Below are 13,953 nucleotides of genomic sequence, written 5' to 3'. Positions count from 1 at the left end.
TCCATGCCAGGTGCACAAGAGCGGGTACTCCGCCAGCGAATCGCCAGCACCCAGAACACCAAGAAGATCACCCGCGCCATGGAGCTGATCGCGGCCACCCGCGTCGTGAAGGCCCAGATGGCGGCCAACGAGGCTCGCCCCTACAGCGAGCAGATCACCTCGGTGATCGCCAATCTCGCTCAGGGCGGAGTTGAGGTGGCCCACCCGCTGTTGCGACAGTCGACCGACGTGCGCAAGGTGGGGGTGCTGGTGCTCAGCGCCGATCGCGGCCTCGCCGGCGCCTACAACTCGACGGTCATCCGGGCCGCGGAGCGTGTGATCCAAAAGGCCAAAGACTCCGGTCAGAGCTATTCGCTCGTCACGGTCGGGCGTAAGGCACAGGCGTATTTCGAGTTCCGCAACTATCGCATCGAAGCGGCCTTCGAGGGCATGTCGGATCGTCCAAACTACGAAGTCGCCCGGGAAATCGCCGGCAAGGTGACCGGGTTGTTCAACGACGATGTCGATGTGATCGAGCTGGTGTACACGAGGTTCATCTCGATGGGCACCCAGGAGGCGGTCGTTCGTCGTTTCCTCCCGCTCGAGACCTCCGCCGCAGATGACGCAGCGGGTTCAGGCGCCGACGATGCCGGCCCGAGCGCCCAGGTCGAATTCGAACCCTCGCCGGCCGAGGTGCTCGAGTCGCTGCTTCCCCGCTACGTCGAAAGCCGCATTTTCGCGGCGTTGCTCGACTCGGCGGCGTCGGAACTGGCGAGTCGCCAGCGGGCGATGAAGTCGGCAACGGACAACGCACAGGAGCTCATCATCAAGCTTCAGCGCAAGATGAACCAGGCTCGCCAGGATGCCATCACCACCGAGATCTCCGAGATCGTCGGCGGTGCGAACGCACTCAACGACGATGCAGACGATCCCGAGGATCTGCTGCTCGACCACATCAGCTCCGATCCGTTCCCGGCGCTGACCGCCAAGAAACACACCAACATCTGAACGATTCGGCGCCCCGGATTCTCGGGTTGCCACTCCCGTCACGACCATCTCCCGAAGACCAACGAGGAAACGACGCCATGACCGCAACCGAAACCACGCTCTCCGACGGCCGTATCGTCGCCATTGCCGGCCCGGTGGTCGACGTGGAGTTCCCATCCGACTCGATCCCGCAGATCAACCACGCGCTCGAGTTCACCATCGCGGTGGACGGCGTCGACGTGCGGGTCATGGCCGAGGTCGCCCAGCAGATCGGCGACAGCCGTGTCCGGGCCATCGCACTCAAGCCCACCGACGGCCTGAGCCGGGGCACCGTGGTGCGAAACACCGGCCGCGGCATCAACGTGCCCGTCGGTGACGCCACCCTCGGTCACGTGTTCAACGTGATCGGCGAGCCGCTCGACGTGGCGGCCGACACCCTGGATGTGAAGGAGCGCTGGGACATCCACCGTCCGGCTCCGAACTTCGACACCCTCGAGCCGAAGGCGCAGATGTTCGAAACGGGCATCAAGGTCATCGACCTGCTGACCCCGTACCTGCAGGGCGGCAAGATCGGTCTGTTCGGTGGTGCGGGCGTGGGCAAGACCGTGCTCATCACTGAGATGATCAACCGTGTGGCCTCGAACCACGGCGGTGTGTCGGTGTTCGCCGGTGTGGGCGAGCGCACCCGTGAAGGAACCGACCTGTTCATCGAGATGGGCGAGACCATGATGGGCGGCTCCGACAAGTCGGTGCTCACCAAGGCTGCGCTCACCTTCGGCCAGATGGATGAGCCGCCCGGCGTGCGCCTTCGCGTTGCGCTGTCGGCGCTCACGATGGCGGAGTACTTCCGTGATGTGCAGGGCCAGGACGTGCTGTTGTTCATCGACAACATCTTCCGCTTCACCCAGGCGGGTTCCGAGGTGTCGACCCTGCTCGGTCGTATGCCCTCGGCGGTGGGTTACCAGCCGACCCTCGCCGATGAGATGGGTGCGCTTCAGGAGCGGATCACCTCGACCGGCGGTCGCTCGATCACCTCGCTGCAGGCCGTGTACGTGCCCGCCGACGACTACACCGATCCGGCGCCGTTCACCTCCTTCACCCACTTCGACGGCACCACCGAGTTGAGCCGTGACATCGCGGCGCTCGGCATCTACCCGGCGGTGGATCCGCTGGCGTCGACCTCGACGATTCTCGCCCCCGAGGTCGTGGGCGACCGTCACTACGGCGTTGCCCGCCGCACTCAGGAAGTGCTGCAGCGCTACAAGGAACTCCAGGACATCATCGCCATTCTCGGCCTCGATGAGCTCTCCGAGGAAGACCGCATCACCGTCGACCGTGCTCGTAAGGTGCAGAAGTTCCTGGCGCAGCCGATGTTCGTCGCCGAGGTGTTCACCGGTCTGCCCGGTATCTTCACGCCGGTGTCGGAGACGATCGAGTCCTTCGAAGCGCTGCTCAACGGCGACCTCGACCACCTGCCCGAGCAGGCGTTCTACAACGTCGGTGGTGCCGAGGACGTGTTGCGCAAGGCGAAGGAACTGGAGAAGAACGCCTAATGGCGCTGCAGGTCGAACTCGTCTCACCCGAGCGCATCGCGTACTCGGGCGAAGCCAAAGAGGTGATCGCACGTGTCGTCACCGGTGACATCGCGTTTCTGACCGGGCACGTGCCGTATCTGGGCATCTTGCAGTCGGCACCGGTGCGCGTGTTGTTCGAGGACGGCACCGAGTTGCCGATCGCCGTTCACCAGGGCTTCGTCCAGGTGGCCGACGACACGGTCACGATCCTGAGCGACGTCTGCGAGCTGCCCGACCAGATCGACATCCGTCGTGCCGAGGCGGCCAAGGCGAAGGCCGAGGAGGCGTTGCGCGCCGACGTCGGCGATTCCGAGGCCCAAGACGCGCTGCGTCGGGCCCAGACCCGCATTTCGGTGGCGACCGGCACGGTCGCCGGCGCCCGCCACTGACGCGCACCCAGCGCAGCGCCGGTCACCCGACGCACCCCAACGAACGGTTCTGTAGGTAGTTTCTGTTGCTCTGGCAACAGAAACTACCTACAGAACGTTTTCGGTCAGGTCAGCCGAGCTTGGCGGCGCGGTGTTGGGCCTCGACGAGGCGCACGGTGCCCGAGGTCGAGCGCATGACGAGCGACTGTGTGGTCGCCCCGGCGCGGTTGTAGCGAACCCCTTCGAGGAGTTCGCCGTCGGTGATGCCGGTGGCGCTGAAGAAGCAGTTGTTGCCGGCGACGAGGGTCTCCTCGGTGAGGACCTCGTCGAGGTCGTAGCCGGCCTCGATCGCGGCCTGTCGTTCCTCGTCGTTACGCGGCCAGAGCTTGCCTTGGATGGCGCCGCCCATGCACTTGAGCGCGGCCGCGGCGATGACCCCTTCCGGAGTGCCACCGACGCCGAACATGATGTCGGCACCCGATTCGGGCCACGCCGTGGAGATGGCGCCCGCGACGTCGCCGTCGGGGATGAGCCGGATTCGGGTGCCCGCAGCGCGAACCTCGGCGATGATCTGTTCGTGGCGGGGACGATCGAGGATGACCGCGGTCAACTCCGAAACCTTCTTGCCCTTGGCCGCAGCGACCGCAGCAAGGTTCTCGGCGACCGACTTGTTGATGTCGATGACCTCGGCGGCCTCGGGGCCGGTGGCGATCTTGTCCATGTACACACACGGACCCGGGTCATACATGGTGCCCCGCTCCGACACGGCGATCACGGCGATGGCATTGCCCCGGCCGAGGGCGGTGAGGGTCGTACCGTCGATCGGGTCGACCGCGATGTCGCATTCGGGGCCGGTTCCGTCGCCCACCACTTCGCCGTTGTAGAGCATCGGCGCTTCGTCCTTTTCGCCTTCGCCGATGATGACGGTGCCGCGCATGGCGACGGTGGTGAGTAGTTTGCGCATCGCGTCGACGGCGGCGCCGTCAGCAGCGTTCTTGTCTCCCGCACCGACCCAGGGTGACGCCGCCATGGCGGCCGCCTCGGTCACGCGGACCAGTTCCATGGCCAGGTTGCGGTCTGGCGCAGTGGTCTCAATCGTGGTCTCAGTCATGGTTCCACGGTACCGGAGCATGTACGGAGTTGGCCGAATCGGGGCGGACGCGTCTGTAAGGATGTCGCCTGTGAGCGAACGAGACGAATCCGAGACCGACGAGACCGACGAGACCGACGCGATGGACACGAGCGACGCCGCCGGGGACCTCGACACCGGCGACGAGACCGACGAGTCGGGCGACGAGGTCATCCACTCCGATGCGGAACTCGCGGCGGCCGAGGCCGAGGGCGACACGATCGCCGAGGAGTTCGAGGAGTACGTCGAGTACGAGATGATCGGTTGGTCGGGCGAGTCCCGTACCACCCTGGCCTCGATGCTCACCCTCAACGGCATTCCCCACACCTGGCAGGGAGCGACGCTGGTGGTGCGCCTCGAGGACGAGGACCGCGTCGAGCCGTTGCTCGACGAGGTGAACCAGTCGAACGATTTCGGTCTCGACGAGTCGAAGACCCGGGTCGTCTACGAGGTGGGCGCATGGCCCGCAGCGCTGCAGAGTTCGCTTGCCGAGGCGCTCGGAATCGCGGAGATTCCCTTCGAGTGGGATGACGACGGCGACCTCGTTATCTACGAAGACGACGAGGAACGTGTCGAGGAGATCCTCGATGCCATGCCCGACCCGGACGACCCCGACGCGGTGGACTCCGATGGGATCGACGTCCAGGCGGTGTTGAGCAATCTGTGGGAGTCGACCCGAACCCTGTCCAAGAAGGCGACCGACGCGGATGCGACTGTGACCTTTCTCGATGGGGCCGAACGCATGTCGCGCCTGAGCCTCCCGTTCGGTTTCGACGGTGCCGTGTGGCGCTCGATCGTGGCCGAGGTGCTGGAGCTGCGCGACGCCATGGAGTCCGATCGAGCGACCGACGTGGTGACCGACGACGAGGTCTCCGACATGGCCGCCACGATCAGCCGGTCACTGCGCAAATTCGTCTAGTCGATCGCCGCGCCGGGCGCTCGCCGTGCCGGAGCCTGGCCGCGGTCTCAGCCCGGTGCTACCGCGGTCGGATCGTGCGGGTAGTTTGGCCGAATGCCGTTGGCCAGTATCGAGGCCTACCTGTCGCGTCCGATCGCCCCGACCCGCCGAATCGCCCTTGGCGATCTCCACCTGCCGATCGACACGGCTCCCGGATCCGGCGGTGTCCTGCTCGCCGGGATCATGGCCCGGTTCTCACGCGAACTCGACGCAGATACCGACGAGGCCTTGAGCGTGCTGCTCGATCTGCTCGAGTCGGGTGCGCGGGTCGCTCAACCGCAGCTTCGCCATCGGATGCAGGTCGACCGGGTCGGGCTGATGAAGGCTCGCTATCACCTGGAATCCGAGGACGGCCGGTTCCGGTTCCGGTTCGACAGCCGTGTCGGCTCTGCGACCCAACACGTGCTGGCGGCCGCGTACGCCGGGGCGACGCTGAGCGGAACCGACCGCGCCGCGGCCTTCGCCGCGATGCGCAAGGGCCTCGACTGGGGCGGCGCCGTCGATGACCGGTTCGTCCGTTTCGTGGCAGACCGGCGTCACCTCGGCGCCACCGTCGGAAGCGATCCGGTCGGCTGGGCGATGACGGTGCTGGGCATCGAACGAGCGGCGCCGTCCGACAGCGAATCCGACGACACAGGTGCAGCGACAGCTCGCGAACAGTTCCATATCGCCATCACCGGTGCGTTTCGTCGTCAGCTCATCGCCGCACACCCCGATCAGGGCGGAGACCCCGAGCGGGCGGCCGACCGCATCGCCGACATTCGCGAGGCGCGCCGCATCCTGTTGTCGAGATGACCCCGGTGCGGTCACGCGGGGTCGGGGGCCGAATCGCTCGGATTGAGCTCCTCGAGTTCGACCCCGGCGGTCTCGGGAAGTGCCCACACCAGTGCGGCGACGATCAGCGGTCCGAGTGCGAGCATCGCGACGGTCGGAGCGTAGTGCCCGTCCGAGACACTTCGAGCGACGATCAACAACCCCAGGATGCTCCCGCACACAGCAGCACCGTTCATCAGCCCGTTGGCCGCGCCGCGGCGAAGGGTCGGGAACAGTTCGGGGAGCAGTGCCCCGAGGGAGGGCACGATGAGACCTCCGACCGCCGAGCCGATGAGCGACCCGACCCACATGAGGGGGCCTCCGAACGTGAACAACAAGGTGTTGCCGATGGCAAAGCCGACCATGCCGATCGCGGTCGCCAGCCGTCGACTCGATCGGTCGGCCATCCGTGCACCGAGGGCGACACCGACGAATCCCCAGCTGTTCGTGGCCAACATGAATAGCGCGATGAGTGCGGGGCCCATCTGTCGGGTGTTCGACAGGTAGTCGGTCTGCATCTGTTGGACCGGCGCGGCGAAGACGTTCAACAGAACCATGGTGAGTGCCAAGACGAGGAACCGCGAGATGACAACGCCGCTCCAGCGTTCACCTTCGGACTCAGGCTCGGCGCTGGACTTGGCGCGGAAGCCGGCTGGTTCCGTCGCTGCCAGCGGATCGACCGACTCGAAGCGGCGTGATTCCGGCAGGCGGGCCACCGTTTTCCAGGTCGCGATGAGGGTGACCGCCCCGAAGAGGTACAGCAGTCGCCACGCGGAGGGGCCGAGGTTGATGAGCGGCAACAACCACAACACGATGCCGACGCCGAGCGCTCCCGGCAGGCTCATGAGCCCGATCGCGTAGGCCCGTGAGCGAGCGGGTAGTTCTTCGGAACACACGATGGGGATGAGATACGCCGAGGCGGCGACGAGGCCGCGACAGACGAGTTGGCTGCCGGTGACGACGGTGAGCGACGGGGCCAGCGCTGTCACCAGCGCTGCAACCGACGCGCCGACCAACGTCCACTTGAGCACCGGCCGTCGACCGCGGCGATCGGCGAGTGCTGTGGCCACGAAGGTCAGCACCGCTCCGACGCGAATGACGGCGAACGCCGTTGCCTGCACGTCGGTGTCGCCGCCCAGGTCCTTGGCGATGAAGGCCATCGTCTGGCCGATGAGCCCACCGAGAAACCCGGCGATCAGCGACAGGGTCGCGCAGAGTCCGAGAATGGTGGCATCGCGTTGGGTGATGCGCTGGGTCGGTGCCCACCACGGCGAGGTGTCGCGCGGAACCCCGTGGCGAATCGGGTGGCGCAACAACAACTCCATGAGCCGCCCCATATGCGGTGCGGCGAGCCTCGCCCGGAGCGTCTCGACGAGCGCCGTTTGGCCGATTGTTTCGCCGTCGATGGTGTGAATCTCGCGTTCCCACGTCGAGAACGGACCGGCCACACCCCGAAAGACCCCGGGAGCGACCTCCTCCTCGGCGACGAGCACATCGTTGCGTGGGAGACGCCTGGCGGCGATGAGTGACGGATCGGAGATCGTGGTGCGAATCGTGGGCATCGGCGCTGGGTCGTCATGCACGTGAGGTGCTCGTCGGTGCCGGATCGTCACCGGGACGCCGACGCGCCGAGCATACTTGCGACCATGCGCACCCTCGCCGTAGACCCGACCGGACCCATCGGTGGTGAAGTGGTCATCTCGGGCGCCAAGAACTCGGTGCTCAAGTTGATGGTCGCCACGGTACTTGCCGAGGGCCGCTCGACGTTGCGCAACGTCCCGCTCATCTCCGACGTCGAGTGGATGTCGCAACTTCTCGAGGCGATGGGCGTCGTGGTCGATCGGCCCGACCCCGAGTCGCTGGTGATCGACACCACGCACCCGATCACCCCGGAGGCCCCATATGACCTCGTCGAGGCGATGCGGGCATCGACCGCCTTGCTCGGAGCGTTGTTGGCCCGCAGCGGCGAGGCCCGCATCGCCATGCCCGGCGGCGACGACTTCGGCAACCGGCCGATCGACATGCACCTTCGCGGGCTCGAACAACTCGGTGCCACGGTCGAGTTGAGCCATGGCACGATCCTCGCTCGACACAACGGGCTGACGGGCGCTCACATCGTGTTGGAATACCCGAGCGTCGGTGCCACCGAGAACATCATGATGGCGGCCACGCGCGCGGATGGGGTGACGACGATCGACAATTCGGCCCGCGAACCCGAGGTGGTCGACCTGGCGGCGATGCTCAACCGGATGGGGGCGCGGGTCATGGGGGCGGGTAGCCCGACGATCACTGTCACCGGGGTCGACGAGTTGCGGCCGGTGGAACACGTCGTCGTGCCCGATCGCATCGAGGCCGCGACCTACCTGGCGATTCTCGGGGCCGCGGGCGGGGAGTTGTTGCTGCGCGGGGCGCGCCACGGCGACATGTCGTTGCTGATCGCCAAGCTCGGTGAGATGGGGATGCGGATTTCGCCCGATGCGGCCGGTATCTGGGCGCTGGCGAGCGGACGTCCCAAACACGCGGATGTCGCGACGCTGCCCTATCCGGGAATCGCCACCGACGTGTTGCCGATGCTGGTCGCGCTCATGTCGATCGCGGATGGCACGAGCTTTGCCACCGAGAACCTCTATCAGGGCCGATTCCGCTATATCGGCGAGCTGCAACGCATGGGTGCCGACATCCGTGTCGAGGGCCATCACATGGCGGTTCGTGGGGTCGAGCGACTTTCGGGTGCGCCGGTGCGTGCCTTCGACATCCGCGCCGGAGCGGCGTTGGTGGTCGCGGCGTTTGGGGCGGAGGGTGAAACCGTGATCCACGACGCCCATCACATCGACCGTGGCTATGTCGACATGGCGGCCAAACTGCGTGCACTCGGAGCCTCGGTGGTGGCGACGGAATAGCCGTTGTCGGCCCGGCGTTGGGAACCATGAACGGTCGGGGCCTACGCTGGAGCGCCGAGGTCCGAGTCAGGAGTTTGACGTGCGAGACAAGGTGCTTGAGGTCATCGAGATCGTCCGGCCCGCCATCCAGGCCGATGGGGGCGACGTCAACCTCATCGAGGTCGACGAGGGCGCGGGCGTCGTGACGGTCGAGCTGACGGGTGCGTGTGTGAGTTGTCCGGCATCCACGGTGACCCTCAAGGCCGGAATCGAGCGAATCATGAAAGATCGTGTCCCCGGTGTGACCGAGGTGCGTCAACTCGGCGAGGAAACGGTCGAGACCGGCACGATCGTGTCGTTGTAATCGGTTCCGTGGGCGACGACGCGGCATCGGCCGCACAGCAGCAACGTATCGCCGCGCTCCTCGACGAGGCTCGGGGTGGGCGCCGTGCGGCGATCGCTCGCCTGCTGTCGTTGGTAGAGCGCGGCGGACCCGATGCCCGCACGGTCGGCCGGCTCGCTCACCCACTCGGTGGCACCGCCTACACGGTGGGAATCACCGGAGCGCCGGGTTCGGGAAAGTCGACGCTGACGAACGCGTTGTGCACCCACGCTCGCACCGAGTCCGACCTCGAACGCCTTGCGGTGTTGGCGATCGACCCGTCGTCCCCGTTCAGCGGTGGCGCGATCCTCGGCGATCGCATCCGCATGGGCGATCAGACCCTCGACGAGGGGATCTACATCCGTTCGATGGCCACCCGAGGCCACCTCGGTGGGTTGGCGCTGGCGACCCCTTCGGCGATACGGGTGCTCGACGCGGTCGGATTCCCGGTCGTGGTGGTCGAAACCGTGGGCGTGGGACAGGTCGAGGTGGAAATCGTCGCGTCGGCGGACACGTGCGTGGTGGTCCTCAATCCGGGTTGGGGCGACGCGATCCAGGCCAACAAGGCGGGGCTCATGGAGATCGCGGATGTCTTCGTGGTGAACAAGGCCGATCGGGCCGGAGCGACCGAGACGGTTTCCGACGTCGAACAGATGCTGAATCTGCGGCCCGAGGACGGCTGGCGCCCGCCGGTGGTGTCCACCGTTTCCACGTCGGCGGCGGGGGTGGGGGAGCTGTGGGATGCCATCTGGGCGCATCGCCGCCACCTGGAGCGCTCCGGTGAGGGCGAGCGTCGCCGTCGGGGGAGAACCGCGACCGAACTGCGGGGGATCGTCGCGGCTCAGCTCGCACAGCGTGCGGCGTCGCTGGGGTCGGGGCCAGCCTTCGACGCGGTGCGCGAGGAGGTGCTCGCTCGACGCCTCGACCCGTGGACCGCGGCCGACTCCATGTTGGGGCCGGCCTGAACGCTAGGTTTTGGCCCGTGCCTGACCCCACCTCACCACTCGTCGCGCTGTCGATCGACTCCGACGCCATCGCCACCATCACCCTCCAACACGGCAAGGTGAACGCCTTGTCGGTCGAGGTCCTCGAAGAACTCAAGGCCCATGCTGCGACGATCGCATCGTCAGGCGCCAGGGCGGTGATCGTGACCGGTGGCCCGAAGCTGTTCGCCGCCGGCGCCGACATCACCCAGTTCGTGCAAGACGACGACGCGTCGCAGACCTCGGTCGCCGGCCCCGAGCGGGTCCGCGAGATCGGAGGGGCGTTCCTGGCGGCCTTGAATGCGATCGCGGCCCTGCCCCAACCGACGATCGCCGAGATCTCCGGGTTCGCGCTCGGCGGCGGTTGTGAACTGGCGCTGGCGTGCGACTTTCGCATCGCGTCGACCAGGGCGCGGTTCGGCCAGCCCGAGATCCTCCTGGGGATCATCCCCGGTGGAGGGGGAACCCAGCGGCTGGCCCGTCTGGTCGGACCCTCGATCGCCAAGGACCTGGTGTTCACGGGGCGACAGGTCGACGCGGCCGAGGCATACCGAATCGGCCTGGCCAACGAGGTCGTCGAACCCGAGGAGCTCGCTGGGCGCACCCGCGAGTTGGCGGGGCAACTCGCCGCCGGGGCGCCAAACGCGCTGGCGATCGCCAAGCGGGCGATCGACACCGGCCTCGACGGGACCCTGGAGGCGGGCCTCGAGTTGGAACAGGACGCGTTCGTCGAGGTGTTCGCCACCCCCGATGCCGCCGTCGGCGTGACGTCGTTCCTAGCGACAGGGCCGGGGCACGCCGACTTCGGCGAGATCGACCGAAACGCTTGATGGCACCCGTCGCGTTCGACCACCCATACTGATGGCCATGTCCGAACTGCCGGGGAGCGACGTCTCCACCGCGACGAGCCCAACGAGATCGCGTCGGCGCGGACCGGTCATCGTCGCCGTCCTCGCCGGAGTTGTCGCGCTCGTCGGGGTCATCATCGCTGTCGTCGCAACGAACGGCGAGCCGGCGCGCACGGCCCCGCGGCCGACGACCACGGTCGCCGCCCCTGAGGAGCCGCCGCGCACCGATGACGGCGGCGGACCGGGCAAGATCGCCTACGCCACCTCGGCCGGGGACGTGATGGTGGCGAACAGCGACGGCACCGAACCGGTCAAGATCGGCGGCGACGCGGCGACGAACGGCGAGGGGTTGGCCCCGTTGGCGTGGCGTCAGCCAGGCAGCGACGCCATCACCTACGTACGCCGCGACGGCGCACTGGTCGTCGCCCCGATCAACGGGGCCGCCCCCACGGTGCTCGCCACCGATGCCGTCGTTCCCGCCGATGCATCGGATCGGATCCTGGGCTGGGATGCGACCGGCACGTTCGTGATCTACCTCGCCGAACCAACGCCCGGCAGGGTCGAGTCCCGCGCCATTTCGTGGGCGACCGGCGATGAGACCGCATCCGGTGGCGCCACCCTCATCGCCGGGGACGGTTCGGGCGAACCGATCAACATCGCCTTCGGAGATCCGGTCAACCGACGCACCCGCTCGCAGGTCGTGTCGCCGCTCGACCCGGTGGTGTATCTCGATTCAGTCGACCCCGATACCGGTGCGCCCTACACCGCGGCGTTGGTCGTGCCCGGCGGTCAGGACCTGTTGTCGAGCCCGTTCCAGCTCGACGATGTGATGTTCAGCCCCGACGGGCGCTACGTGTTCGCGGTGTCCCGGTCGGTTCGCGGGGTCGAGCAGCTCGTTCGCATGTCGCTTCGCGACCCGACCAAGTCCGACCTGGTGTTCGACAACGAGCGGGTGTGTGCGCCGTCCATGTCGCCCGATGGTCGCTACCTCGTGTTCGGGGCCGGTCCTGATTGTTCGCAGATGTGGAGGCTCAACTCCGACGGAACCGATCCGACGATGCTCACCTCCGATGTGCGTGGTGCAACCTTTGCGGCGGGGACCTTCTCGTGGAGCCTCGACTCGGAGATCGTCAGCCATCCGCTCTGCCAGGATGTCGGCACCGAGGTGAGTTGCGGCGGACCGTACCTCGATGTGAGCGTGGCCGACGGCACCGTCACCCAGCGGGCGGTGGCGGGCAACGTCGTGCGCGAGCACCGCGCCCTGCTGCGCAGTGTCCATGTCGGCATCGAGATCACCGGTGCGATCGAATACTCCGGCAAGATGCAGGCCGCCGAGAAGTCGCTCGCCGAAGAACTCGAGGTGAACGAGGGCGAAGGAAGCCACATCGTCGTGATCGACGAGGCCGATGCCGCCCGGCGGTTCGAACTCGACGTGGTTCGGGCGACCGGCAGCAACTTCGTGTCCGGGGTCATCCGCGTTATCGACTCCGGCTTTGACGAGTCGTTCAGTTTCATCGGCCAACTCACGCCCTACAGCCTCGGCTACGCCAAATTGAACGGGGTGTGGACCCGTTCGGAATCGGTTCCCCTCACCTCGGGGCTCGTCGAGATTACGCTCGAGCGATAGCTGTGAGCCTCGACACCTCTGAACTCATCCCCACACTCGGCGCACATCTGCGCGAATGGTTGCCTTCGCAGGCCTGGTTCGACGCGCGTCTCAACGAGATCGACGAACTCACCGTCGTGCGGACCGAAGCGCTGCGCCGCAGCTGGCCGATCGTGTTGTGGGTCCCGGTCGAGGTGGTCATCGACGCCGCGCCGTCGCTGGTGCACATGTTTGTGGCGCTTGCAGCATCGGTTCCGGCGTCGGTGCCCGACCGCGGTGTCATCGGCGAGGTGCCGACCGGCGGAACCCCGTTGATGGCCTACGACGCGTTGCTCGACCCCGTCGCTGCGCGTGCGGTGGTGGAGCGGTTGAGCGACACGATGACCGATGAGGTGCCGACCCGGATCTTCGAACGACCCTGGGTTACCAACATCGAACTCGGATCGCGTTTCGATCTGACCCTGTATCGGCGGGTGCAGCTCGGCAAGCACCCCGACGTCGATCTGGCCGGTGCCTTGGCCGCCGCTGGGCTGTCGGTGACCTGTCCGCCCGCGGCGGTGTGGCGGCGCGGCGACACGGATCTGGCGAACCTTCGGCGTCGCTCCAAACGCGGTGATCTCGGCGTTTCGATCGCACAGGCATCGGCGCGGGAGTTGCTGCGTCGCCGATGTCAGCCCCGTGAGAACCCGCTCGACGTGATGGATTCGTTCGCGTTGTTGGGTCGCAATCTGGCCGACATGCACGTCGAGTTGGCCGAGCAGTACGGGGTCACCGTCGGCGATGGCGAGGCATTGTTGGACGTGCTGGTCGAGCGGCTTCCTCGTCAGCTGTCGGACGAGGCGGCGGATGTGTTGGAGCATTCGCTGTCGCGGTTGGTGTACGCGGATGACCTCGGCGGGTTCATCCGGGTGCACAACAACCTCGATCTGAGCAATGTCGAACGGATCCGCTCCGGGTGGTTGGTTCACCGCTTCGGATGCCGGGCGCAATCCGACCTCGAACTCGAGTCGCGGCCGCTGTCGCCGCTGGTTGATTTGGCCGGGCTGTTGCACGGATGCAGCACCGTGGCGCGATCCGCTGCTGCGGACGCGCTCGCAGCGATCAACCCTGATGAGCAACCGGAGCCGGGAACCCCGGCGGCGCTCGAACTCGAGGCGGACCGTCGCGAGGTGCGGGTCCTCGCTGACGCCTGGGAGGAGCGCGCCGCCGACGCGCTGATCGCCGGTTACACCTCCAACGACGCGGTGCACCGCCTGTTGCCGGTGGAACGAATCGCCCGGGACGCGCTGCTGACGTTGTTCGAGCTCGAGTTGTCGATCCGGGATCTGGTCGTGTCGACGCTGCGTGGCCATCAGCTGGTCTCGTTGCCGCTCGAGTCGGTCGACGGCCTCATCGACACCCCGATCCGGTTGCGTTGGTGACCCTGATGCACCGCCCAATTCCGGGC

13 protein-coding genes are annotated in these 13,953 nt (G+C 67.0%); 11 read left to right on the top strand and 2 right to left on the bottom strand.

Annotated features, from left to right (window positions below; all coding sequences use genetic code 11):
* Positions 1-3: 3 nt before the first annotated feature.
* The 3 genes from M9952_11040 to M9952_11030 all read left to right on the top strand — a co-directional run bounded on the left by M9952_11040 (position 4) and on the right by M9952_11030 (position 2,929).
* Entirely contained in the window at positions 4-987 is a 984-nt protein-coding gene (locus tag M9952_11040) for a F0F1 ATP synthase subunit gamma (GenBank protein ID MCO5313453.1), read from the top strand.
* Positions 988-1,064: 77 nt separating this feature from the next.
* Positions 1,065-2,519 carry a F0F1 ATP synthase subunit beta gene (gene atpD / locus M9952_11035; GenBank protein ID MCO5313452.1) on the top strand — a complete coding sequence of 485 codons (1,455 nt, stop codon included), beginning with the start codon at positions 1,065-1,067 and terminating at the stop codon, positions 2,517-2,519.
* Complete coding sequence (locus M9952_11030; protein ID MCO5313451.1) at positions 2,519-2,929, top strand: F0F1 ATP synthase subunit epsilon; 411 nt, start codon at positions 2,519-2,521, stop codon at positions 2,927-2,929. The genes atpD and M9952_11030 overlap by 1 nt, the downstream gene beginning before the upstream one ends.
* A gap of 109 nt (positions 2,930-3,038) precedes the next feature.
* On the opposite strand, the gene glpX is transcribed toward M9952_11030, so the two are convergent.
* Positions 3,039-4,019 (bottom strand): class II fructose-bisphosphatase, encoded by a 981-nt coding sequence (gene glpX, locus M9952_11025; GenBank protein ID MCO5313450.1) that lies wholly within the window; start codon positions 4,017-4,019, stop codon positions 3,039-3,041.
* Between the two features lie 70 nt (positions 4,020-4,089).
* On the opposite strand from glpX, the gene M9952_11020 reads away from it, so the two are divergent.
* Positions 4,090-4,956, top strand: coding sequence for a hypothetical protein (locus tag M9952_11020; GenBank protein ID MCO5313449.1), 867 nt, complete (start codon positions 4,090-4,092; stop codon positions 4,954-4,956).
* Positions 4,957-5,049: 93 nt separating this feature from the next.
* Positions 5,050-5,790, top strand: coding sequence for a hypothetical protein (locus tag M9952_11015; GenBank protein ID MCO5313448.1), 741 nt, complete (start codon positions 5,050-5,052; stop codon positions 5,788-5,790).
* Positions 5,791-5,801: 11 nt separating this feature from the next.
* Here M9952_11015 and M9952_11010 read toward each other — a convergent pair whose 3' ends face one another.
* The gene (locus M9952_11010; GenBank protein MCO5313447.1) at positions 5,802-7,391 is read right to left on the bottom strand and encodes an MFS transporter; all 1,590 of its coding nucleotides are present in this window, start codon (positions 7,389-7,391) and stop codon (positions 5,802-5,804) included.
* 63 nt (positions 7,392-7,454) lie between these two features.
* Between M9952_11010 and murA the strand changes: the two genes are divergently transcribed.
* The 6 genes from murA to M9952_10980 all read left to right on the top strand — a co-directional run bounded on the left by murA (position 7,455) and on the right by M9952_10980 (position 13,927).
* Positions 7,455-8,708: a UDP-N-acetylglucosamine 1-carboxyvinyltransferase gene (gene murA, locus M9952_11005; protein ID MCO5313446.1), complete on the top strand. Its 1,254-nt coding sequence runs from the start codon at positions 7,455-7,457 to the stop codon at positions 8,706-8,708.
* 79 nt (positions 8,709-8,787) lie between these two features.
* A complete protein-coding gene (locus M9952_11000) occupies positions 8,788-9,051 on the top strand; it encodes a NifU family protein (protein ID MCO5313445.1) in 264 nt (87 codons plus the stop codon).
* Between the two features lie 8 nt (positions 9,052-9,059).
* A complete protein-coding gene (meaB, locus tag M9952_10995) occupies positions 9,060-10,034 on the top strand; it encodes a methylmalonyl Co-A mutase-associated GTPase MeaB (GenBank protein MCO5313444.1) in 975 nt (324 codons plus the stop codon).
* A gap of 17 nt (positions 10,035-10,051) precedes the next feature.
* Positions 10,052-10,882 (top strand): enoyl-CoA hydratase-related protein, encoded by an 831-nt coding sequence (locus M9952_10990; protein ID MCO5313443.1) that lies wholly within the window; start codon positions 10,052-10,054, stop codon positions 10,880-10,882.
* Positions 10,883-10,919: 37 nt separating this feature from the next.
* Entirely contained in the window at positions 10,920-12,527 is a 1,608-nt protein-coding gene (locus M9952_10985; protein MCO5313442.1) for a hypothetical protein, read from the top strand.
* A gap of 2 nt (positions 12,528-12,529) precedes the next feature.
* On the top strand, positions 12,530-13,927 hold the full coding sequence (locus M9952_10980; GenBank protein MCO5313441.1) for a hypothetical protein: 1,398 nt from the start codon (positions 12,530-12,532) through the stop codon (positions 13,925-13,927).
* Positions 13,928-13,953: the final 26 nt, after the last annotated feature.

The sequence above is a fragment of the Microthrixaceae bacterium genome, assembly GCA_023957975.1.
Taxonomy (GTDB): domain Bacteria; phylum Actinomycetota; class Acidimicrobiia; order Acidimicrobiales; family Microtrichaceae; genus JAMLGM01.
This window is presented reverse-complemented; position numbering and strand designations above follow the sequence as displayed.

Bases quoted from the DNA above. Each gene is read 5' to 3' on its own strand.
- glpX (MCO5313450.1), bottom strand. From the start codon at position 4,019: ATGACTGAGACCACGATTGAGACCACTGCGCCAGACCGCAACCTGGCC.
- M9952_10985 (MCO5313442.1), top strand. From the start codon at position 10,920: ATGTCCGAACTGCCGGGGAGCGACGTCTCCACCGCGACGAGCCCAACG.
- murA (MCO5313446.1), top strand. From the start codon at position 7,455: ATGCGCACCCTCGCCGTAGACCCGACCGGACCCATCGGTGGTGAAGTG.
- M9952_11030 (MCO5313451.1), top strand. From the start codon at position 2,519: ATGGCGCTGCAGGTCGAACTCGTCTCACCCGAGCGCATCGCGTACTCG.
- M9952_11040 (MCO5313453.1), top strand. From the start codon at position 4: ATGCCAGGTGCACAAGAGCGGGTACTCCGCCAGCGAATCGCCAGCACC.
- atpD (MCO5313452.1), top strand. From the start codon at position 1,065: ATGACCGCAACCGAAACCACGCTCTCCGACGGCCGTATCGTCGCCATT.
- M9952_11015 (MCO5313448.1), top strand. From the start codon at position 5,050: ATGCCGTTGGCCAGTATCGAGGCCTACCTGTCGCGTCCGATCGCCCCG.